We start from the raw sequence: 23,301 nt of genomic DNA, 5'->3' as shown, positions 1-23,301 counted from the left end.
TACACTAAATAGTATTGATTTCAAGGGTTTTTGCTCAGTTTTTTTCATTTTATCCAAAAAAGCTTATTTCGCACTTAATACAAGGCTTTTTGAATGTTTTTAGGTTGTTTTTATCCTCTATTATTCTAAAAACATGAAAAACTGCCCTTAGGCAGTTTACACATTATATGTTTCATCTATTTGTTTTAATTCATTGAAAGTATCAATCTCTATAATATCGCCCTCTTGGCATGGTCGGATTGCTATTTTATAGTCTTTCTTAAAGTTTGTAAGTGCAACTTCATCCCAGAACTTTTCTTTCCCTCCTGGGCTTTCAAAGACTTCTAATGAATGCTTCTCAAATTTATCAGCATCTTCTTTCGACCAATATGAGATTCCATACATTTGATGTACATCACGTCCGCCAATAAGAACTTCAGTAATATAACCACTCTTCGTTTTGAAGCACCAGTCATCTGTAACGTCAACTTTCTTCGATAGATAGTTTGTTTCGTATTCATACTTACGGATAATCTTTGGATTGTAAACTAATAAATCAGACTCCGCTACATATGCATTCGCAATCTTATCACGTACAAGAACTGCAGAAGAGATATTGTTTGCTTCATTATAGATATCATTATCAATGAACTTAATCATTGGATATTTATTAAGTAGAACATCAAACTCTTCTTTTAGATAACCACGTACTAATGTAATGTCATCGATACCAACTGCAAGCAATGCATCGAGAAGTCCATCTATAATACGTTTACCTTTTACGCGTACTAAAGGTTTTGGTGTATTAAGTGTAACTGGAACTAATCGCGATCCAAATCCAGCTGCAAGAATAACTGCTTTCTTAACACGGTATGGTTCAAGTGCTGCATAGCCTTCTTCACTAACAACATACTTATTATCAATAAGTCCAAGTTCTTCCAATTCCGCTAATGTTTTATTAACTGTACCTACGGACAACTCTAAGAGTTCTCCCAGGCGACGTTGTGTAACTGGAGAATCTTTCTCTTGATCAAGTGTTACTAATACTTCAAATTGATTTTTTGTAATCATCTAAGCTACCTCTCTTTTCACAAAATATCGTTTTGTTAAATAAACAAGTCCTTTTACTACAATATTACTTACTAATATTAATACCGAAATAAAGGCTGTTGCTTCAATCAATGATTGAGAATCAAACTGAGGTATTAATAAAGATATTGGCATGTTTCGTAAGTTAGCGAGGAAGGATACAGCGGAAATTGTAACCATCGCATTAACAAACATATACGAGAACATCTCAATAATAGTATCTTGTGTACATGGAATGTAGACATCCTTTAACATATGCCATCCACTAATTCCAAGTGTCATCGATACATCTTCTAATGATTCATTGAATTGTGTCAATGAGTTATAAGCTAGGAGATATGGTGATGCAAAGAAGTGAACAATGTTTACAAGTACCAAGATTGTGATTGTACCGTAGATCGCTGTACCGTTGAAGAATAGTACATAACCAAGACCAAGTACGATACCTGGGATTGCTAGTGATAGCATTGCGATTAAGTGCAGTGCTAAGTTTGAGAATGTCTTTTTACTTCTAGCTGTAAGGAAGGCTGTAAAGAAACTAACTGCTATTCCTACAAGAGCTGTTAGTAAGGCTATTGTGATTGAGTTAAGTAAATATGAACCAACACCTAAGCCAAATGCATTTTGAACATTCACCAATGAGAATGACATATCAATTGGATACTTCTTCACAAAGGATAAGATAATAAATGCAATGAGTGGTAAGATAGTCAGCACTAATGTAACAATACAGAATACATAAGCGATGATATCTCGTTTTTTATTTACTTTGATATCGAATGGCTTGGCAACTGTTGACTCACTATGCTCGCCTTCATTCTTTAAATCTATAATAAATGCAATAACTGCTGGGATTAAAAGAATAGCCCCTATAATTGCTCCTTTAGAAAAGTTAAGTAAACCAATAACTTCACGGTACATGTATACCGATAGAGTCATTGTTTTCCCACCTACACTAAGAGGAACCCCGTAGTCTGTGAAGATCATGGTAAATACTGCAAAGAGTGAAGAGATTAATGGCATCTTCATGTTAGGTAGTGTGATAACCCAAAATTGCTTTAATTTTGAAACACCTAATACCTCTGCCGATTCATAAGTTGTGTAATCTTCATAACGGAAGATATCTGTAAGCATTAGGAATGCAACTGGGAAAGAGTATAATATGGATCCAATGATGATACCTGTTGGTCCATAGAGTCCAATATTGATTCCCAACATATTTGTAATCAGTCCATTATCACCAAATAATAATACAAGTCCCATCCCGTGTGAGATAGAAGGTATTAACATTGGTAATGTAAATAAAACTGAGAATAATGATTTATAACGAATTTTTGTACGATTTATTAGCCATGCTAAGGTGAACGCCAACCCAACCGATAGTAGTGTTGCTGCTATTGTAGTTGTAAGTGAGTTCCATAAATATGTTCTAAATTGATCGGTTCTAAATATTTCAGCGATATCTGCACCGTTGATATTTAAGAAAACAGTAATCAACGGAAAGATTACAGAAACTAAGAGGAATACCCCAACAAGAACCTTAGCGGCTTTTATTGAGCGATTATTCATGGTTTCTACCTGTACTCTTTACTAATGACTCATATTTTTGATCTAGATGGTCAATAACGAATTCTTTAATATAATCACTTGCTGGGTTTTGATAAATATTTTGTGGTGTATCAAGTTGTTCGATTTTACCATTACTCATAACCATAATACGATCTGATAGATAGAACGCTTCTTCTTGTTCGTGAGTAATGAATATCATCGTAGCATTAAATTTCTTTTGAATAGACTTCAACTCACGCTTCATAATTTCACGGTTTGTAACATCAAGTGCAGAAATAGGCTCATCCAAGAGAATCACGTTAGGATTGAGCGCAAGTGTACGAGCAATCGCAACACGTTGTTGTTGTCCACCTGATAGCTGACTTGGTTTCTTATTGAGTTGATCAGTCATACCAATGAGATCTAATGTTCTACGTGCAATCTCATCTGCTTGACCCTTCATATCTGGACGAATCTTTAAAGCATAGGTAACGTTCTCCAATACCGTCATATTAGGGAACAATGCATAGTTTTGAAATACAATACCCATCCCACGATCATGAGGCGCTAGATTACTAATATCTTTGTCTTCCATCACAATTGTTCCAGAGTTTTGGCTTTCAAGGCCAATTAAGATTCTCAGTAAGGTTGTTTTACCACAACCTGATGGTCCTAGGACACTAAGGAATTCTCCCTCTTTTACGTCAAAAGAAATATGATCCAAGACTGTCTTTCCGTCATACTCTTTAAATAATCCATCTACAATTAATTTTGATTTTTGATTTAGAACTTCCATAAACTTAGCAACCTCTCTTTTTCTGCCATGTCTTCGATACCCGTCATATCCGCGTATTCAACATCAGTTGGATAATTATCCATTGTTATTATTTGGTTTTTCATTATCATTTCTGGTGAGAAATGTTCTTTGTCATAATTAATAAAATCATTCACTAAGAAGTCAAATACACGTCTTACATCTTTTTTGTGTTCAGATTTCTTAACAATCCCTGTACCTGACATCGAGTAAGGTGACCCTTCTTGAGGAAAGTATATCTCTAAAGGCATTCCTTTATTGATTTCCCCAACCGACTGAAATGTCATCGCCAGTCCAACTGCAACTTCACCCTGGTTCAGTAGTTTAACCGGACCCGAACCTGACTCTGTAAACTGTTTGATATTTACAGACAGTTTATCGAAGTATTCTAGGGCTGCCTGTTCTCCCATAACGTTTACTAGGTTCTTATAATAGAAGAAGCCGGTACCACTAGATTTAGGATCAGGCATTGCAATTAAGTTCTTATACATAGGATCAAGTAAATCTTCATAAGAAGTAGGAACAGGAAGATTGTGTTTATCCAAAATATCGCGGTTCACTGTAAACGAACCCGCATAACGTTCCCAAATTACAAAATTGTTGTCAAAGTTTTTTGGATTAAACTCTTTTAAGTAATCGATTCTTGTAAGCTCGGAAACATCACCTAATAAATGTTTTAGGTTATTGATATACCCAATTTCTAGTGCATGAATGATATCAGCATCAGTATTCTCGCCCTCTATCATTACTTTAGCAGCAGCTTTAGCAGTCGGCGTATACATGACTCTCACTTTTAAATCTGGAAATTTCTTGTTGACTTGCAATTGGAGTTCATCATTTCTAAACTGTTCAGCACTAGAATATATAATAATAGTATCACTCTCTTGTTTATTAACTACAAATAACAAAAGAATCGCAATTGCGGTTAATGCTATATATAATTTTTTCATAATACCCTCAATAATACTTAGATTAGAACTTCCACATACTTAGTAGTCGTTCCTTTTCTTGAATGCTATCAATACCTGTCATATCAGCATAATCAAAATCAGTAGGATAATTATCAATAAGATTCTTCTGATTTTTCATAATTCTTTCTGGAGAAAAATTTTCTTTATCGTAATAAATAAAATCATTCACTAAGAAATCGTAGACACGGATAACATCTGGGTTAGACTCATGGCCACTCACAATACCTGTACCTGTTAATGAGTAAGGTGAGCCCCACTCTGAGAATATAACTTCAAGATGCATTCCTTTATTAATTTCTTTAACTGTTTGAAATGTTAAAGCAATCCCTACTGCTACTTCACCTTGGTTAAGAAGCTTCACTGGACCTGATCCAGATTCTGTAAATTGTTTAACGTTCTTCGCTAGTTTATCAAAATATTCTAAAGCTGCTTCATCACCGAGCATATTTACTACATTCTTATAGAACATATATCCTGTACCACTAGATTTAGGATCAGGCATTGCTACCAAGTTTTTATACATTGGATCAAGTAAATCCTCATAACTAGTTGGAGCGGGTAAATTATACTTAGCTAGCACATCAGGATTAATTGCAATCGATGCTGCTTGACGTTCCCATGTAACAAATTTATTGTTATGTGTTTCTGGTCCGAAACCAGGGAGATAATCAGCTTTACTATATCCTTCAATATCTGCAAGTGAATCTATAATTTTGTTCATATAACTTGTCTCTAATGCTAATACGATATCAGCATCAGAATCTTTCCCTTCAACATAGAGCTTTGCAGCTGCTTTAGCTGTAGGTGTATACATTACACGAACATTTAACTCTGGGAATTTTTTATTTAATTGACTTTGTAACTCATCGTTACGAAACTGCTCCGCACTTGAGTATATAATAATTGTGTCACTTTCTTGTTGTCTAAGCACAAAGACTAGCGCTATAGCTATAACAACTAAAACCATATACAATTTTTTCATAAGCGCCTCCACTCAGTGAAGTATATCATATATATGTGCAATTGTATCTATTTTTTGTTCACTTAGAAGTCATAAAAATCAAAATTGAACGAAATTATAAAAAAAGAAGAAACATTGAGTTTCTTCTTTAATTTTATCTAGTTTAACAAAAATTATTTAATAATTTCTGTAACGTTTCCAGCACCAACTGTACGGCCACCCTCACGGATTGAGAATGTTGTACCTTGTTCAACAGCGATTGGAGCGATTAATTCAACTTCCATTTCGATGTTGTCACCAGGCATAACCATATCTGTACCTTCTGGTAATAAGATTGTACCTGTTACGTCTGTTGTACGGAAATAGAATTGTGGACGGTATTTGTTAACGAATGGTGTATGACGTCCACCTTCTTCTTTACTCAAGATATATACTTGAGCTTTAAATTTCATGTGTGGGTGTACTGTTCCTGGTTTTGCAAGAACTTGTCCACGTTCGATTTCTTCACGGTTAACACCACGTAGAAGTGCTCCAACGTTATCACCAGCCATAGCTGAGTCTAACATTTTGTGGAACATTTCGATACCTGTAACAACAGTTTTTGATGTAGGGCGGATACCAACGATTTCAACTTCTTCGTTTAATTTGATAACTCCACGTTCTACACGTCCTGTAGCAACTGTACCACGACCTGAGATTGTGAATACGTCTTCTACTGACATTAAGAATGGTTTGTCTGTATCACGAACTGGTTCTGGAACGAATTCGTCAACAGCATTCATTAATTCAACAATTTTTTCTTCCCATTCTGGTTGTCCTTCAAGAGCTTTAAGAGCGGAACCACGGATAACTGGTGCGTTATCTCCATCGTAACCTTGCTCTGATAATGCTTCACGAACTTCCATTTCAACTAAGTCGATTAACTCTTCGTCATCAACCATGTCGCATTTGTTTAAGAATACTACGAAGTAAGGAACACCTAATTGTTTAGCTAAAAGGATGTGCTCACGTGTTTGTGGCATTGGTCCGTCTGTTGCTGAAACAACTAAGATAGCACCGTCCATTTGTGCAGCACCTGTGATCATGTTTTTAACATAGTCAGCATGGCCTGGGCAGTCAACGTGTGCGTAGTGACGTGCTTCTGTTTCGTACTCAACGTGTGATGTTGAGATTGTAATTCCACGTTCTTTTTCTTCTGGTGCTTTATCGATTTGGTCGTAAGCAAATGCTTCACTACCATTCTTCTTAGCTAATACTGTAGTAATAGCAGCAGTAAGTGTTGTTTTACCGTGGTCAACGTGTCCTAATGTACCAACGTTTACGTGTGGTTTAGAACGATCAAATTTTTGTTTTGACATTGCAATTTCCTCCTATATTTTAAATTCATTGCCTATCAACTATATATTAAGATAAACGACTGATAAAATCAATACGTATTAAGAATATATATAACTAGTTATTTTTCTTCTTTGCAACTGTTTCAGCAATGCTCTTAGGTACTTGATCATAGTGATCAAATTGCATTGATGAACTACCACGTCCTTGTGTAAAGGAACGAAGGTCAGTTGTATAACCTGTCATTTCTGACAATGGGATGAACGCTTTAACAGTAACTGCATTGTTACGTTCTTCTTGGTCACGGATTTGTCCACGACGTGAAGAGATATCACCCATTACTGCACCTAAGTATTCTGCAGGAGCTGTAATTTCTACATCCATGATTGGTTCTAGAAGTACAGGATCACATTTCTTAGCAGCTTCACGAAGTGCTAAACTTGCAGCAATCTTATATGCCATTTCTGAGGAGTCAACATCGTGACTTGATCCATCAAATAATGTAGCTTTAATATCAATTGCAGGATATCCAGCGATTAAACCACCTTCAAGTGCTGATACTAAACCTTCTTGTGCTGGTTTGATATATTCACGAGGAACTGTACCACCAACAACTGCATCAACCCATTCGAAACCTTTTCCTGGGTTTGGTTCGAACTTAATCCATACGTGACCGTATTGTCCACGACCACCAGATTGACGTACGAATTTACCTTCACACTCTGCTGCTTTACGGATTGTTTCACGATAAGCAACTTGTGGAGCACCAACATTAGCTTCAACTTTGAATTCACGTTTCATACGGTCAACGATGATGTCAAGGTGAAGCTCACCCATACCAGCGATGATTGTTTGTCCTGTTTCTTCATCAGTATATGTTTTAAATGTTGGATCTTCTTCAGCAAGTTTTGCAAGAGCTAGACCCATCTTATCTTGGTCAGCTTTTGTTTTTGGTTCAACAGCGACGTTGATAACTGGTTCTGGGAAGATCATTGATTCAAGGATAATTTCGTGTTTTTCATCACAAAGTGTATCCCCTGTACCTGTAACTTTTAAACCGATTGCAGCTGCAATTTCACCAGCGTAAACATTTTGAATTTCTTCACGGTGGTTAGCATGCATTTGCATAATACGGCCGAAACGTTCTCTTTTTTGTTTTGATGAGTTGTAAACTGCTGAACCTGATTCTGCAACTCCTGAGTAAGCACGGAAGTATGTCAATCGACCTACGAATGGGTCAGTTGCAACTTTAAATGCTAAAGCTGAGAATGGTGCATCATCACTTGATTCACGAACTGCTTCTTCACCGTTTGGTAATGTACCTTTAACTGGTGGAATATCAATTGGTGAAGGTAAGTAATCGATAACTGCATCAAGCATTGCGATAACACCTTTATTCTTATAAGCAGCACCACAAAGTACTGGGAAGAATTCACCACTGATAACAGCTTTACGAATTGCTTCCTTGATTTGAGGAACTGTTGGTTCTTCACCTTCAAGGATCATCATCATAAACTCTTCATCAAAATCTGAAATTTGTTCGAATAATGCTTCACGAGCTTCAGCGACTTGTGCTTTGAATTCCTCAGGAATCTCAACAATGTCATCTTCTTTTTGTGAAACATCAGCAAACATATGTGCTTCTTGTTGAACAATATCAATTAATCCAACAAAGTTGTCTTCAACTCCGATTGGTAGTTGAATTGGTGCTGATTTAGCACCTAATCGATTAACGATTGTACCAGCAGCCATGTAGAAATCGGCTCCAGTAGCATCCATCTTATTAACAAACACGATACGTGGAACGTTGTATTTTGTAGCTTGGCGCCAAACTGTTTCAGTTTGTGGCTCAACTCCTGATTTAGCATCAAGAACTGTTACTGCTCCGTCAAGTACTCGTAATGAACGTTCTACCTCAACTGTAAAGTCAACGTGACCTGGAGTATCGATGATGTTAATACGATGACCTTTCCATGCAGCTGTTGTAGCCGCGGAAGTAATGGTAATACCACGTTCTTGTTCTTGTGCCATCCAGTCCATTGTAGCAGCACCGTCATGAGTTTCCCCAATCTTGTGTGTACGGCCTGTATAGTAAAGGATACGTTCTGTGGTTGTTGTTTTACCAGCGTCAATATGGGCCATAATCCCGATATTACGCATATTGTCTAATGTAAACTCACGTGCCATAAGGCTATTAATTCTCCTTTCCCGTTAACTAAATTAAAAACGATAATGTGCAAATGCTCGGTTAGCTTCTGCCATTTTGTGAATGTCATCACGTTTCTTAACTGAAGCACCTGTGCCGTTTGAAGCATCAATGATTTCAGCTGCTAAGCGTTGTTCCATTGTCTTCTCGCCACGTGTGCGTGAATATTGAACGATCCAACGTAGTCCAAGTGTTAATCGACGTTCTTGAGTAACTTCGATTGGAACTTGAATATTTGAACCCCCAACACGACGAGCTTTCAGTTCAAGAACTGGTAACACGTTGTCTAGAGCTTGTTCAAAGACTTCCATTGGTTGGCGTCCTGTTTTTTCTTCGATAATTGCAAATGCATTGTACAGAATTGATTGTGCTAAACCTTTTTTACCATCAACCATGATTCTGTTAATTAAACGCGTTACTAATTTTGAATTGTATATTGGGTCAGCAACGACGTCTCGTTTTGGGACTTGTCCTTTTCTAGGCATTTAATTCACTCCTCTCACTATTGATGTAATTATTCTGCTTTAGGTTTTTTTGTACCGTATAATGAACGGCCTTGGCGACGGTCATTAACTCCAGCGCAGTCCAGTGTACCACGAACGATGTGATAACGAACCCCTGGTAAGTCTTTAACACGACCACCACGAATTAACACGACACTGTGTTCCTGTAGGTTATGTCCAATTCCAGGAATGTAAGCCGTAACTTCCATACCATTACTCAAACGAACACGCGCATATTTACGTAAAGCTGAGTTAGGTTTCTTAGGTGTCATTGTACCAACACGTGTACATACTCCACGTTTTTGTGGGCTATTAACTTGAGTTGTTTGACGTTTAATCGTATTCAAACTACGACCTAGTGCCGGTGATTTTGATTTATAAACACGACGGGTACGACCATGTGTAATCAATTGATTAATTGTAGGCATTAATTGTCTCCTTCCTTCTATATGCACACAGTTCCAAGTGTGCCGAGCTCTTTACATTATTGAGGTCTCCACACAGGAAACCCAGTATTAATGTATAAGCTTAACCATCTTATCATACTAAGACTAAATGTCAACATTTTTTCACTCAGAAATGATAAAAAAAGCATGTAAATTTAAATAGTGCACACGCACTTGCTTTACAAGGACTATTTTAGCATACTGCTCTATAGATAAATAGCTAAACGATAAAAAAAGAATCAGTGTCTTATGACATTGATTCTTCTTCTGCTTTTAATCGTTTAAAGAATAAGATTTTTCCTTGATCATGAAGCGACTTAATAATTGTCACTGCAATTGGTAAGCCAAACATCCCTGCAAATCCAGCTAGTCTTAATCCTACAAAGATACAAACTAGTGTAACTAAAGGATGAAGTCCAATTTGATCACCCACTAGTTTAGGTTCAAGAATATTACGAATGACTGTAATTATTATATAGATTACAAAGAGTGCGATACCTAAACTAATATTACCCCTGATAAACTCGATAATAAACCAAGGTATCATAACTGTACCCGTTCCAAGAACAGGTAGTATATCTATTACCGCAATCATTGCCGCTAAGGGAATAGCATTGTCGATACCTACTATAAGGAAGCCGATTGATAATTCGATAAATGTTAGCGTAATTAGTTTTCCATAAGCAATAAGATATTTTCCAATTGTGTTTTTAAAACTAGATTTCACATCAAACACGAGTTCTGCCCAATGTTTTGGTAACATGGATAAGACTTTATTTACGATTGGTTGATAATCTAAAGTAAAGAAGAATGATGAGATGATTGAAATTAAGATACTAATTAACATACTTGGAACTGATCCAACAAATCCAGTTAACCAATCAAGGCCAGTTTTAGAGAAATTACCAATCCAACCCTTGAGACTTGCGATAATTGAATCGAATACAGATTCCAATTCAACAAGCATTTCTGGGCTTAGAGAATTCAAGAGATCTTCAGTATAATCAATAAGGTTATTAAGTAGAGGCATAACGGATTCGTTAAATACTCTTGGTAATGTGCTTGATACTCTTTCAACAACAGTAACAACACCAAAGAATATTCCGAAAATTGCTAGTCCTACTATTATATAGAAAATCAATATGACTGCAATGCGAACAAAACTATTCTCGCCAAACATTTTAATTAAACGATTAACGATTGGTTTCAATGCAAAAGCAATGAAAAATCCGAAAATAAATGGCATTAGATACTTCACAGAGAATCTAAAGACAAAAAACGCTAACCCAAACGTTATGGCGTAATATACAAAATTAATTATAAACTCTCTTTTTTTCTCTATTGGCATTAGATTCCTCCATAAATAGTTATTTCTTAAATTATACATGACAAGCTCTTTAATAAAAAGGGAAATAGTAGAAAGTTTTCTTTTCCTTTAATATATTCATTCGCTTAAGGCTAAGCTACCATAAATATTACTAAATATTATCTATATATTAATCAGATATCACTCTTAGATAAAATAGATATGAAAATTATAGTTTTTTAATAGATTAGTATTGCCATGAACTTTTTCTTATGATAGTATGTATAAGCATTCAGCAAAGAATTAAGCACATGTGGAGATGTACTCAAGAGGCTGAAGAGGTGCCCCTGCTAAGGGTATAGGTCGGGTAACCGGCGCGAGAGTTCAAATCTCTCCATCTCCGCCATTCAATGGTCCAGTGGTGTAGTGGTTAACATGCCTGCCTGTCACGCAGGAGATCGCGGGTTCGAGTCCCGTCTGGACCGCCATTCTTTGCAGGTGTAGTTCAATGGTAGAACACGACCTTGCCAAGGTTGAGGCGGGGGTTCAATTCCCCTCACCTGCTCCAAAGACGAAATTACAACTAACAACTCCTATGAGTTGTTTTTTTATGCTTCAGTAAGCAATTTCAAGATATCAATAGGTTTTTCAAATACATAATCAGGATTTACAATTCCTTCTGAAGAAGTACTACCCCATCGAGCATATCCAAAATCAATACCTGCACTACTTGCAGCTTCATAATCACTCACAGCATCACCAATATAGATAACCTCATGAGCTTGCATATCTAACAGTTCCAGACATCTATATAATGATTCTGGGCTTGGTTTAGCTTGATTAATATCATCCGCAAGTACTTCTACCTTCATATATCGATTGTATCCTTTTGATTCCATATCAATAGCATATTGAGTTCTTGTCTTTGCCGATACTACCGCTTGGGTGATGCCACGCTTCTCGAAGGCATCAAATACTTCTAGAAACCCACCATAAAGACTCGCTCCACCTTCAAACTCATTGACGTATTGTACCCATCGTTGATAGGTAAGCTCTGGATTTTCCACACCCAATTCTTCAATTACTTTAAGGCCAGGATAACTAGCATACTTTAACACACGTTCAAAAGACCACTCTTCCCCAGTTTCTTCTTTTATTATTTGTATTAAGGGAATCATATTCATATTTAAAGTGTTGAGAATTGTTCCGTCGATATCATAGATTACCGCTTTGTATTTCATATTGAATCCTCACTTTATACTATATAGTAATATTGTAACACAGCTTAACTATTTGATAGTTTCCCAAAGAACTTAATGTATGCTTTATTAGTGATTGATACCAAAATACTTCAGTTCATCATTTATTAAAACCTTAGTTTCAATGGATATTCGCGGTATTCTATCAAAAGGAATCTATATTTGAAATTTATCGTAACTAATTAGCATAAAGATTATATTCTATCTTATTTATCACCACTAAAAAAGATAAATGCACATTCTAAATAAACAATCGATGCCTTTTTCCAAACCTGACTGAATGAAATCATAGTTCGTAATTAACCAATCTGCCACGTATCCTAAAAAAACTTAGCCCAATCATAGTTAAACTCCAAAATAGTTCTTTGTTAAATAAGTCTCAATATAATTAATTTGTAGAGTATAGAGTTTCTATTATTCGTATATGCATTAAAAAAGACGCTTTGTGCGTCCAAATATAATCAAGCTAATAAAAGTCTATTCAGCTTTACAAGTAAACCCATTAGATGTAAGAAGGTTGGTTGTTTGTTCTACAGAAATTACTTTAACTTTAGAATCTGTTGTTGTTTGCATTAAACCAATTTGACTCAATGTGTCAATGCTTGTTTTTTCTAAATCATATTCTGCAATATCTTTAATAGTCACTTCATCTATACGTTCATATTTTGCTGTAACTCCGTCCAAAGAATTAATGGATTTAAGTCCTGCATCAAATAACGGGATTGCTTCATCTAATTCTTCTTTGCTGGGAGCAACGATAATGCCTTCAAAGCTAACTTTTTTTGCAATATCTCCCTCAGAAATGATTGTTTGTTTAGCAGATGTATATGCTATGTATGGTTTATCAATTGTACATACAGTTGTTGTAGTCTTCTGCTTATCGGATCCACAGCCCACTAAAAGCAACGCTGCAAATACTAAAAGTAATAGTTTCTTCATATTTTTCCTCCATAAACTATGTTAATAGTATACATTATCATTTTGCTTTAGTCTTCCCTTTTGTGAATTTTATATGAAAAGGTTCGATTCAAACTACAAAATATATGCGAAACGCAAAATAATATAGGCTGTGTTTTCTAACAATAGAACTAATGCATTCTAAAAATCCTGTTAATTGCCTTATGATAGGAAAATTCATTACTCAATCTAGTTTGATGCAAAAGAATATTGTAATTTATGAAATATCCTTTGTATTCTATCAAAAGGAATTTTTATTTGAAATTTATCGTCACTTTTTGCTGTTTTGGTATTGCACTATCTTAAGTCGTATGGTATTCTTAATAGGCGTTGGAAAATGCATGAAATGGTCCAGTGGTGTAGTGGTTAACATGCCTGCCTGTCACGCAGGAGATCGCGGGTTCGAGTCCCGTCTGGACCGCCATTTTATGCAGGTGTAGTTCAATGGTAGAACACGACCTTGCCAAGGTTGAGGCGGGGGTTCAATTCCCCTCACCTGCTCCAATATTAAATAAGCTCACGAAAGTGAGTTTTTTATTTCTTTCAATGATGTATACTAGATAAGAGAGGTGACATTATGTCAATATGGGAAGAACTTAAAAATCAACCAGCAGTAGTTGCTGCAATTATCAGTTTATTCGGTGTATTAATGAGTTCACTTTTCGGATACATTAGTTCATATATAGGAAACCAACAATCACAGAAAAACGAACTCCGTAAGATACGAGAAAATCAGAAGAAACAAATAGAACAGCAAAATAAACTTGAAAAGGATAAAGCTCTAAGAGCAGTATTGCAAAAGTTAACCTATGCATTCTATAATCTTGATTACGATGAACAACAATATTCGACCTATTTTAATACACCTGACGGTCATGAAATTTTTAACGATGTTATGTCTTTCGTAACAGCTTATGGACACGAGTCATCGGTACAATGTGTAATCTATCTACAAAAAGCAATTTTTGAGAGCAACTTATTAAAAGAACATCATTCATCACTACAAGGATCAATCGACCTTGATGTTGATTGGCTAAAATACGAAGTGAATGCACTCGCGGCATTATTAATCGCTCAATTACGCTATGATATCAGTAAGGAAATTATCAATCCTAAAGAATTACTGTCCGTAAAATACAATAACAACATCAAAGAACTCAACGAATTCTTTGGTAAGGGAGTCGATATTTTTATCGATATCTTACACCTAGAACACTTTAATCAATTTAAAGAAATCAATACAGAGAAAGAGCTGAATTAAATTTCAGCTCTTTTTTAGTCTTCTAGAATAATTGCTAGGCTCCCTTTGTAAGTAATCCAAAAATAGACCATGTATATTCCTAATACAAACACTAAGATTGTAACAGTAGGAGCAAACGAGATGATTGATTCCTTATATGCTGCAGTAAAGCTTCCTGCAACTGCCTTAACTCCGACGTAAGAATGAAGGAGCCCAATACTTAGCGGAATTAAGAAATACACGCTAATTTGTTTTAATACCGATGACTTGATAAGTTTTGAGTCAACTCCAAGGTCCGATAATACTTTGTATCGTTTCTTATTGTCAGTAGCCTCTGAGAGTTGTTGTAAGGCAAGAATGACAGCACAGGTTATTAGAAATACAGGACCTAAGTAAATCGAAATATAAGCAAGTGTTAATTCAACACCAGACATTTGATCCAACATTTCCTGTGCAGAAAGTACTAAGTCTGAGTTCTCATCCAAATTGTTATCATGTACCAACTTATCTTTGAATGCATAAGAATCTACATCTTTATTTAGTTCAAAACTATGACGTGTCATAACGGAACTTACTTGAATACTTTGGTTATTTAGAAGAGTCTTTAACTCTGAATCGTTCACAATCAAATATACATTTCTTAAATCATTGTTGATGGTAATTAAACTGCTTACTTCACCAATTTTTTTATATTTAAGCTTTGCATTTGATACCTTTAATTCACTACCATCCGAAATCATTTCAGGTAAGAATTTTGTAGTGCGATTCATATTGTATGGAATTGTGGAAAGTGAGAATTCACCTTCTTTTAAGTCTATCCCTTTCTCTCCATGTTCCTTTAAGTGTTTATTAAAATCACTCACACTCATATATTGTAGAGTTGCGACTTTCACAACCTCAGAGCCTCCTGACAGCGTTTCTAATTGTGATACAATTTCAGGATTTGATTCAATATATGTAGTTGTAATAATCTCTTCTTTCACACTGGATGGGTCATACTTAAATTTTCTAGAATCATCCTTTAATACTACATTGAGGTCAGAAGCAATACTTTGATTAATTTGTGAAGCTAATACATTATTAATATTAAATCCTGTTACCAACGTACCCACTCCAAACAGTATAAGAATGCTTATTGTGGCCATCGTTTTATAGGTAACGTTGATTTTTGAACTTAGTTGTCTGAAAACGAATGTATTAAGACCATGATAGTAAACACTCTTGTTACTTTGAATAAACTTCAACATGAAGCCAGCCAGCCCTTTGAAAACAAGAACTGTACCGATGATGCCTAATGCAATAATCGGAAAGAGTGAAAAGACTATTTCTCCAGGAATAAGAACCCATTTATATGCAATTCCTAAGAGCACTGCTCCTAATATAAAGACAAAGACAGAGAGTTTCGTTTGCTTAACAACAGTTTCATCATTCTTACGATCTGCTTGAAGTAAGTCAATAAGCTTATATTTATTAAGGACACGACTGTTAAAGATCATAACTACACCAAATAATAGTGCGAAGATACCTACTGTCTTAATGAGTGCAGTGATCGAAAAGATAAATCCATAATTAACAGTGACACTTAATATTTTGGCCGTTAATAGCACAAATATATGGGATAAGCCTGTACCTAAGGCAACACCAACAATCAAGGATACAAAAGCAATGACCGATGACTCGTATATCAATATTTTTGAAATTGTTGATTTCTTCATACCAAGTAGAGTATAAGTCGCTAGTTCTTTCTTACGACGTCTAATCAAGAAGTTATTTGCATAAATAATTAAATATGCAAAGACAAGCGCAACGATTACAGAGATGACATCCATAATGATAGACAGCGATTCAAACATAAATCCTTGAACTTCATTTAATTGTAAAATAACTCGTTGTTGTTCGAACGAATTAAACACATAGAAGAAAGCAACCGCAAAGGTTAAGGTAATAAAGTATACAGAAAAGTCTCGATAACTTTTCTTTACGTTCTTTAATGCAAGTTTAAAGTACATTAGAAACGTCACCTCCAAGAAGTGTTACTACATCGATAATCTCATCGAAGAACTCCTTACGTGACTTATTACCACGAACCAATTCATTAAACACTTTACCATCTTTAATAAACAGAATTCTTTTCGCATAACTTGCACTGAATGCATCGTGCGTTACCATCATAATAGTAGCATTTGTATCTGTATTTAAATCTTGCAGCTTTTCTAGAAGCATACGGCTCGATTTTGAATCTAAAGCTCCAGTAGGCTCATCAGCCAGAATTAGACTTGGATTCGTGATTATTGCTCGAGCACTCGCAACACGTTGTTGTTGCCCACCAGAAAGCTGATAAGGAAACTTTTGAAGATGTTCTTCAATATCCAATAGCTTTGCAACTTCTTTAATCCTTTTATCAATATCTGCGTGACGACTTCCTTGAATGGATAAAGCTAAGGAAATGTTTTCGTAGGCAGTCAGTGTATCTAGAAGATTAAAGTCTTGGAATATAAATCCTAGTTCATCCCTTCTAAATTCTTGCAGTTGGTCACTCTTTAATTTTGTAGTATCCTTACCATCTACAAAAATACTACCACTTGTTACTGTATCGATTGTCGCAATACAGTTTAACAATGTCGTCTTACCAGAACCACTCGGTCCCATAACCCCCACAAACTCACCTTCATCAATTCTGAACGAGACTCCGTTAAGAGCGTGCGTTACGTTACCGCGTTTCCCATAAATTTTCTCAATGTTTCTTACATCTAAAATTGTTTTCATGTGATACCCTCCAATACCGTAAGTATAATAATTCACAACTATACCTACCATCGAATTTAATGCCATTTAACTTACATTATTGTAATATCAGATTCACCTGAAATTCATATCTGATTTAGGAAACACAAGACTTACAGTCGTACCTTTATCAGAAACAATTGATAGTCCGATACCAAGACGCTCACTAAGGGTCTTAACCAAGTATAGACCAAATCCTGTTGCCTGGCGTGAGTTACGTCCAATCTGACCCGTGAATCCACGATCAAAGACACGTTTAATATCAGACTCAGAAATCCCAATTCCCTCATCTATAATATCAACCTGTACACTTTGATTATGAATTGCTGAACGAATTATAATGGTCTTTCCATCATCGCTATATTTTAGAGCGTTTTCAAGAATCTGTTTAAAGATATACTCTAACCACTTTGGATCCGAGTAGACGATGGTATTTTCAAGATCTAAATTCAAGATAATATTCTTACTAATAAATTGTGTCGATAGATCTTTAACACTGGTTCTGACGACTTTTTCTAGGTCAATACTTTGTATAATATAATCCTTTTCAAGAGAAGACGAACGAGCATGAAAGAGAATCTGTTCTAATTGCTTTTCAACCTTTTTTACCTCTTCTTTAACTCGGACCATCTCAACACTTTTATTATTTGAAGTAATTAATGAAATTGCTGCCAAAGGCGTCTTAACTTCATGGATCCACATTTCCACAAAGTCTAAGTATTCTTTGTGTGCGTTATTGATATTGGATACTTCATTAGCAATCGATTTCGAGAGTTCATTCATTATTTCTAGAAGAATATCACCATCTAGAAAACCACTCTTCGGTAACATCTCATGAATGAAATACTTCTTTTCTAGATTATCAAGCGCTAAGTCTATTTCTTTATAAAATAAGTAGCGACGTTTCCACTCAACAATTAATACGGAGCCTGCTACTACAAGAACGCATAAAATAGTTGTAACACTTACCGCAAGTGTGGTATCTGTCACTCCAAATAAAAGCATTAAGAAAACAATCACTAATCCAGTAATTGAAATAAAATATAACTTATCTTTTAAATACTTTTTAATTGTCATTGATACTGTACCCAATCCCACGTTTTGTTTCGATAAAATCAACGACTCCGATTTCTTCCAGTTTTTTTCTTAATCTATTAATATTAACAGTTAAAGTATTATCATCAACATACCAATCAGTATTCCAAAGATATTCCATCAAATCAGAACGAGATACAATTGAATTCTTATTCTGAATTAGATACGAAATTATTCCCATCTCATTTTTAGTAAGTTCTTGAGTCTCTCCTTCAAACTTAACGATACCCCTTGGTAAATCAACGGAAACCCCTCGAACCGTTATTTCTTTAGTGTCATTCTTTTCATAGGTTCTTCGTAATATTGATTGAAGTCGAGCAAGTAGGACATGAAGGTTATATGGTTTTGTTACAAAGTCATCTGCTCCATAGTTCATTGACATCAACTCATCGAGAGTATTATCACGGCTTGTAACTACAATAATAGGCACATCACTTATCTTGCGTATCTCTTTCGCAATGAAATAGCCATCAATATTTGGTAAACTCAAATCTAGGAAAACACAATGAACCGTTGATTTCTCCAGTTCACCAACAACATTTTGAAAGTCAGTTAAAGCAATAACGCCATACCCATTATTTTCTAAGAAGAGAGTAAGCTCTTCACGAATCGTTGTGTCATCTTCTACAATCATTATTGTGTACATACTCTATCCTCCTAAAAATCTACTTTTACTTTGAGTACTTTACCAAGAATTTGGATTTTATGGTTTAATACATCTTCTTCATTATAGTAACGTGTCTCATATTCTGGATTACTTGCTTCTAAAATCATTAACTTATCTTTATAGATAACACGTTTAATGGTTACTTCGTCCTCTTCAATAAGAATCACGGCAATACTACCACTATCTACAGCACTAACTTTTTGAATATAGACAATGTCGCCATCATAAATACGGGATCCTGTCATGGAATCACCTACAACTTTTAGGAAATAATCACCACGATCATAATCAGACTTACTGACTTCTTCATAGCCAATGACATGTTCATCGGCTAACAAATTGTACCCAGCTCTAACGGTTCCTAAAACAGGCTTAAAAAAGCGATGTTGTAGATAATCATCAATATCGATATTAAAAAGCTTGGATAGTTTGAGCTTGTTGTCTTCAGATATCTTCTTAATGATTCCATTTTCCCAACGTGAAACTGTCGATTTACTAACAGCAACAGCATCACTGATATCTTCTAGCGACAAACCCAATCGTTCCCTATAAATTGTAATTATTTCTTGTAATGTCATAGAGCACCTCTCTTTAATATTACAGAATACGTAACACAAGTGCAACTTTCTATTATTAGTTGCGTAAATATATTGATTTACGCAACTTATTTGATATAATTTACTCGAAGGTGATCCTATGCAGAAATATTATAAGAAATATATAGATGTGGTTGTCCATGTCAATCAATTTGGAGATATGATGCCACTATTTATCGTATTTGATAATGTAAAGTATCCAATCGACAAAGTATTACAAATAAGAAACGCCGCTTCTCAAGTAGGCGGCGCTGGTATCTTATATGAATGTCGAATTCAAAATCAGGTTAGAAAGTTATTCTTTGAAAGAACACGGTGGTTTATTGAAAGTTATCATCCATAGAATCTATTTTAGGGAAATGTAAGGCAATGACAGAATGACGTTGGTGAATACGATAGTCCATTAATCCTCCGAAGCTTTCCATCATGTTCATAAGTACATCCAGTGTTTCTTCTTCCTCTAGATCAATAATAGGAAATTTAATAATTACCTCAAGCCAATGCTTATGAGGATTCGAGCGCATAAATATGAGGCGCTTTTCTTTTGCTTGACTTTCAACTTTATCAATAACCATGTCAAAGATATCGGTAAACACACGAACTATCTTTAAATCATCAATATAAATACCTTTTTCCCAATAGACTAAAACATCAAAGTCTATGTCTTTTTCATGACATATATTCGAGAACGATAAAAGTACAGCATCTAAGAAAGGAAAGTTTGTGTAGTTACGTTTAACAACACTGTTATCTCCCATTTGAACTGCAATATCATCTAATAAACGAATAGCTTGTTCACCTTCCTGGCGACGTATCATACCAATTATCGCAGGAAAATTTGTGTTCAATTCTTTTCTAAATGTTTGAAACTGCTGAGTAAATAATTCATAAGACTTATAATTTGATACTTGGGTTTCATATAATTTTTGTAAGATGAGATTTTCTTGTTCATGTTGAAGAAGGGTAACGAAACGTATTCCATTTGATACAACGACAACATCAAACACAACTACCATCAACACCCCTACAATATTGATTAGAGCTGCGACAACCAAATTATCAATTCTTATACTCATTTGAAATGCAAAGAGAATAAAGGCACTAAGAAGAAACTTTATCCCCGTTACAAACCAAAGTTGACTTGGATGACTTACAAGCCTTACAAAGCCTCTATTTTTTACTACGGTCATATATAAGAGTTGAATGCAAATGGCTGCAACCAATATTGATACTACTAAAATCCAACGTGAATAACCGAGTTCATACAGTTCTAAGATTGAATACCCACTTACAAGGGATATCAAAGACTGCGTAAGAACTTTACTCGTAAATAAGTACAACACGTATCGTGAAGCACCAAACACCGCTAAAAGTGACTGTGATCGATAATATAAGCGATAAAAGATGTACATAATCACAAAAACAATAAATTCATAGAAAATGGTTCCTGCCATAACGCGTTGCTCATTAACTACAAAAATAAATGTTAATATACAAATTCCCACAACAAAAGTGACATTTTTATTCTTGCGGTATTTAGCTAAATCACGCAAAGAATATAATGACACAAAGGTATATAAAGATAAAACACTAATAACTGAAACGAGATACCCCAATAGCTCAACACTCCTATTCGCTCCAGTCGTTTGAAACAAATTCATTAAAGCTCTCTTTAACTTGTACCTGATATGCTTTTCCTAATGGCAGTTCTACACCACTACTCAAACGTATCAACTGGTTCTTAAAAAGAACGATGTGACGCAAATTTACTAAGAAAGAACGGTGTACACGTACAAACGCTTTTTCTTCTAATTGTTCAGCTAAATTATCCATTGTTTCGTAAAAATCAAAATACTCGTCATTATTATAATGTACGCGCATAACTCTTCGATAAATTTCAAAGTGTGTAATATTCTTAAAGGGTATCCTTCGGGATTCTGATCCGAATGAGCAATCAAAAAAATCTGGTGCATGTTTCTCAACTTGGTTGATAACATTGCCTAAAACTTCTCTAAAACGGGCTTCATCTGTATCTTGTTTAACAAGATAGTTAAAAGAACGAACATCAAACGCCTCAAAAACGAAATCAGAAGTAGTCGTTAGAAAAATAATAAAAGCATTAATTCCTAACTCACGAATTCGTTTTGATGTTTCGATTCCATTTAATTCGTCCATAAAAATATCCATAAAGATTATATCAGGTGTACTGACATGATCTTCAAGATGAAACAACAATTCCTCCCCCCGCTCAAAGGTCTCAATATTTATATCAAGAGAACGCGATAGTGCATATCTCTTAATCAAATATTTGTACTTTGAAACAACCTGAGGTTCATCATCGCAAAGATAAATATTTATCATGGATTTTCTCCTATCTAAATAAATTATACACTAATAATATATGAATACAAAGAAAACAATCTAGACAAAGTTTATATTTCGTTAATATTAACAATTGAATCACAGCTTACTATTCGCCTTTGTACAAATGTGGACTATATTGTGAAAAATCAATATCTTTGCCATTAATGCTTTGCGCTATTAAATAAGCAATATAAGGACCCACAGTCAATCCCGAAGAACCAAGACCACTTACTACATATTGCGTCATATTATGATCTGTTGGTCCAAAGAATGCTTGATGGTTCCTACTTACCGAACGAAAGCCTACTCTGTAATCTATTTCTTTCATATCATAGATATTTGGAATAATAGCTTCGACATTGTGTTTCAAGTACATAGCTTCTTCAGATCGATACGCTTTTTCCGTATCCAAATCAATATGAGTAGCACCTATAATGATTCGATTCTCTTGAAACAATATATCAGCTTCTCCTTGAGGCATAATTACTGGATATGAATCAATCACCTCAGGTGCTTCCAAAGCAATCAACTGTCCTCTTTGTATCTTAATGTCATATTCATTTGACTGTGCCTCATTAAGCCACGGACCCGCAGCAACAATAACAGTATCAAACATCTCACCATCTATCGTCATATCCTCTAAGTAAACTCTTTTTGGAATTACTTTTATTTGTGAATCCTTCAAAAGAATATCAATTAGCAATGCTCCATCTACTTGAGCTCCACCAGCAACGAAAATTGCTTCATCAAGCTCGAACCCTTCAGGAATTTTTTCTTGTACTTCTTCCTTTGTAAGTAAATAAACCTCACCCATCATTGGGGCATTTTCTTTATTTTTAAGGGCAATATTATACTGTTTATCTAATTTCGTATCATGGGTAATTAAGGTCCCGTTTTGTTTAAAGAAGCGGTCATCGCTTACGTCCTTAATAAGAGACAAATAATGATGTGCTCCTCGATTCGCTAAATCATACCAAGACTTATTACGTCTTTGGCTAACCCATGGACAAATAATCCCAACAGCCGCTCTTGTCCCTTGAGCATAACCAGCGTCATAAATCTTTACCTCATACCCCATTCTAGTAAGATAAAATGCTGCACTAGCCCCTACGATTCCTGCTCCAATAATTCCAACTTTTTTCATAGTATCTCCTCATAAAAAAAGCACCCGAAGGTGCTTA

The 23,301-nt window shown here is 35.2% G+C and carries 22 protein-coding genes and 5 tRNA genes; 7 read left to right on the top strand and 20 right to left on the bottom strand.

Annotated features, from left to right (window positions below):
* Positions 1-156 precede the first annotated feature (156 nt).
* From G7059_RS04590 to ytvI, 10 genes are all read right to left on the bottom strand, one after another.
* Positions 157-1,050: a sugar phosphate nucleotidyltransferase gene (locus G7059_RS04590; protein ID WP_166080915.1), complete on the bottom strand. Its 894-nt coding sequence runs from the start codon at positions 1,048-1,050 to the stop codon at positions 157-159.
* Positions 1,051-2,637, bottom strand: a complete 1,587-nt coding sequence (locus G7059_RS04585; RefSeq protein ID WP_166080914.1) for an ABC transporter permease subunit — start codon at positions 2,635-2,637, stop codon at positions 1,051-1,053.
* On the bottom strand, positions 2,630-3,412 hold the full coding sequence (locus tag G7059_RS04580; RefSeq protein WP_166080913.1) for an ABC transporter ATP-binding protein: 783 nt from the start codon (positions 3,410-3,412) through the stop codon (positions 2,630-2,632). The genes G7059_RS04585 and G7059_RS04580 overlap by 8 nt, the downstream gene beginning before the upstream one ends.
* Positions 3,400-4,380 carry an extracellular solute-binding protein gene (locus G7059_RS04575; protein ID WP_166080912.1) on the bottom strand — a complete coding sequence of 327 codons (981 nt, stop codon included), beginning with the start codon at positions 4,378-4,380 and terminating at the stop codon, positions 3,400-3,402. The genes G7059_RS04580 and G7059_RS04575 overlap by 13 nt, the downstream gene beginning before the upstream one ends.
* A gap of 22 nt (positions 4,381-4,402) precedes the next feature.
* The gene (locus tag G7059_RS04570; RefSeq protein WP_166080911.1) at positions 4,403-5,383 is read right to left on the bottom strand and encodes an extracellular solute-binding protein; all 981 of its coding nucleotides are present in this window, start codon (positions 5,381-5,383) and stop codon (positions 4,403-4,405) included.
* A 152-nt stretch (positions 5,384-5,535) separates the two neighbouring features.
* A complete protein-coding gene (gene tuf, locus G7059_RS04565) occupies positions 5,536-6,720 on the bottom strand; it encodes an elongation factor Tu (RefSeq protein ID WP_166080910.1) in 1,185 nt (394 codons plus the stop codon).
* 94 nt (positions 6,721-6,814) lie between these two features.
* Complete coding sequence (gene fusA, locus G7059_RS04560) at positions 6,815-8,884, bottom strand: elongation factor G (RefSeq protein ID WP_166080909.1); 2,070 nt, start codon at positions 8,882-8,884, stop codon at positions 6,815-6,817.
* A 33-nt stretch (positions 8,885-8,917) separates the two neighbouring features.
* The gene (gene rpsG, locus G7059_RS04555; protein WP_166080907.1) at positions 8,918-9,388 is read right to left on the bottom strand and encodes a 30S ribosomal protein S7; all 471 of its coding nucleotides are present in this window, start codon (positions 9,386-9,388) and stop codon (positions 8,918-8,920) included.
* A 29-nt stretch (positions 9,389-9,417) separates the two neighbouring features.
* A complete protein-coding gene (gene rpsL / locus G7059_RS04550; protein ID WP_166080906.1) occupies positions 9,418-9,834 on the bottom strand; it encodes a 30S ribosomal protein S12 in 417 nt (138 codons plus the stop codon).
* Between the two features lie 265 nt (positions 9,835-10,099).
* A complete protein-coding gene (gene ytvI, locus G7059_RS04545; RefSeq protein WP_166080905.1) occupies positions 10,100-11,200 on the bottom strand; it encodes a sporulation integral membrane protein YtvI in 1,101 nt (366 codons plus the stop codon).
* Between the two features lie 273 nt (positions 11,201-11,473).
* On the opposite strand from ytvI, the gene G7059_RS04540 reads away from it, so the two are divergent.
* The 3 genes from G7059_RS04540 to G7059_RS04530 all read left to right on the top strand — a co-directional run bounded on the left by G7059_RS04540 (position 11,474) and on the right by G7059_RS04530 (position 11,726).
* A tRNA-Ser gene (locus tag G7059_RS04540) sits at positions 11,474-11,564 on the top strand.
* Between the two features lie 6 nt (positions 11,565-11,570).
* Positions 11,571-11,646: transfer RNA gene (locus tag G7059_RS04535), tRNA-Asp, on the top strand.
* A gap of 6 nt (positions 11,647-11,652) precedes the next feature.
* Positions 11,653-11,726: transfer RNA gene (locus tag G7059_RS04530), tRNA-Gly, on the top strand.
* Between the two features lie 40 nt (positions 11,727-11,766).
* Here the strand turns inward: G7059_RS04530 and G7059_RS04525 are convergent.
* Both G7059_RS04525 and G7059_RS04520 read right to left on the bottom strand, forming a co-directional pair.
* Positions 11,767-12,399 carry an HAD family hydrolase gene (locus tag G7059_RS04525; protein WP_166080904.1) on the bottom strand — a complete coding sequence of 211 codons (633 nt, stop codon included), beginning with the start codon at positions 12,397-12,399 and terminating at the stop codon, positions 11,767-11,769.
* A 495-nt stretch (positions 12,400-12,894) separates the two neighbouring features.
* Positions 12,895-13,356 carry a DUF1307 domain-containing protein gene (locus tag G7059_RS04520; RefSeq protein ID WP_166080903.1) on the bottom strand — a complete coding sequence of 154 codons (462 nt, stop codon included), beginning with the start codon at positions 13,354-13,356 and terminating at the stop codon, positions 12,895-12,897.
* 366 nt (positions 13,357-13,722) lie between these two features.
* Between G7059_RS04520 and G7059_RS04515 the strand changes: the two genes are divergently transcribed.
* The 3 genes from G7059_RS04515 (at position 13,723) to G7059_RS04505 (ending at position 14,635) form a co-directional block, all read left to right on the top strand.
* Positions 13,723-13,798: transfer RNA gene (locus G7059_RS04515), tRNA-Asp, on the top strand.
* A 6-nt stretch (positions 13,799-13,804) separates the two neighbouring features.
* Positions 13,805-13,878, top strand: a tRNA-Gly gene (locus tag G7059_RS04510).
* Positions 13,879-13,951: 73 nt separating this feature from the next.
* Positions 13,952-14,635: a hypothetical protein gene (locus tag G7059_RS04505; RefSeq protein WP_166080902.1), complete on the top strand. Its 684-nt coding sequence runs from the start codon at positions 13,952-13,954 to the stop codon at positions 14,633-14,635.
* A gap of 14 nt (positions 14,636-14,649) precedes the next feature.
* Here G7059_RS04505 and G7059_RS04500 read toward each other — a convergent pair whose 3' ends face one another.
* The 5 genes from G7059_RS04500 to G7059_RS04480 all read right to left on the bottom strand — a co-directional run bounded on the left by G7059_RS04500 (position 14,650) and on the right by G7059_RS04480 (position 19,738).
* Positions 14,650-16,623: an ABC transporter permease gene (locus G7059_RS04500; RefSeq protein WP_166080901.1), complete on the bottom strand. Its 1,974-nt coding sequence runs from the start codon at positions 16,621-16,623 to the stop codon at positions 14,650-14,652.
* Positions 16,613-17,380 (bottom strand): ABC transporter ATP-binding protein, encoded by a 768-nt coding sequence (locus tag G7059_RS04495; protein ID WP_166080899.1) that lies wholly within the window; start codon positions 17,378-17,380, stop codon positions 16,613-16,615. Before G7059_RS04495 ends, G7059_RS04500 begins: the two co-directional genes overlap by 11 nt.
* A 93-nt stretch (positions 17,381-17,473) precedes the next feature.
* On the bottom strand, positions 17,474-18,475 hold the full coding sequence (locus G7059_RS04490) for a HAMP domain-containing sensor histidine kinase (RefSeq protein ID WP_166080898.1): 1,002 nt from the start codon (positions 18,473-18,475) through the stop codon (positions 17,474-17,476).
* Positions 18,465-19,139: a response regulator transcription factor gene (locus G7059_RS04485; protein WP_166080897.1), complete on the bottom strand. Its 675-nt coding sequence runs from the start codon at positions 19,137-19,139 to the stop codon at positions 18,465-18,467. Before G7059_RS04485 ends, G7059_RS04490 begins: the two co-directional genes overlap by 11 nt.
* A gap of 11 nt (positions 19,140-19,150) precedes the next feature.
* Complete coding sequence (locus G7059_RS04480; RefSeq protein ID WP_166080896.1) at positions 19,151-19,738, bottom strand: LexA family transcriptional regulator; 588 nt, start codon at positions 19,736-19,738, stop codon at positions 19,151-19,153.
* A 118-nt stretch (positions 19,739-19,856) separates the two neighbouring features.
* Between G7059_RS04480 and G7059_RS04475 the strand changes: the two genes are divergently transcribed.
* A complete protein-coding gene (locus tag G7059_RS04475) occupies positions 19,857-20,099 on the top strand; it encodes a hypothetical protein (protein ID WP_166080895.1) in 243 nt (80 codons plus the stop codon).
* Here G7059_RS04475 and G7059_RS04470 read toward each other — a convergent pair.
* From G7059_RS04470 to G7059_RS04460, 3 genes are all read right to left on the bottom strand, one after another.
* Positions 20,077-21,417 carry a sensor histidine kinase gene (locus tag G7059_RS04470; RefSeq protein ID WP_166080894.1) on the bottom strand — a complete coding sequence of 447 codons (1,341 nt, stop codon included), beginning with the start codon at positions 21,415-21,417 and terminating at the stop codon, positions 20,077-20,079. The genes G7059_RS04475 and G7059_RS04470 overlap by 23 nt on opposite strands.
* Entirely contained in the window at positions 21,386-22,117 is a 732-nt protein-coding gene (locus G7059_RS04465) for a LytTR family DNA-binding domain-containing protein (protein ID WP_166080892.1), read from the bottom strand. The genes G7059_RS04470 and G7059_RS04465 overlap by 32 nt, the downstream gene beginning before the upstream one ends.
* A 109-nt stretch (positions 22,118-22,226) precedes the next feature.
* On the bottom strand, positions 22,227-23,264 hold the full coding sequence (locus tag G7059_RS04460; protein WP_166080891.1) for an FAD-binding oxidoreductase: 1,038 nt from the start codon (positions 23,262-23,264) through the stop codon (positions 22,227-22,229).
* Between the last annotated feature and the right edge of the window lie 37 nt (positions 23,265-23,301).

Origin of the sequence: Erysipelothrix sp. HDW6A, assembly GCF_011400295.1 — a bacterium.
In the GTDB taxonomy this organism is placed as follows: Bacteria; Bacillota_I; Bacilli_A; order Erysipelotrichales; family Erysipelotrichaceae; genus Erysipelothrix.
Note: the sequence above shows the minus strand (reverse complement) of the source record. Positions and strands in the feature narration are given on the sequence as shown.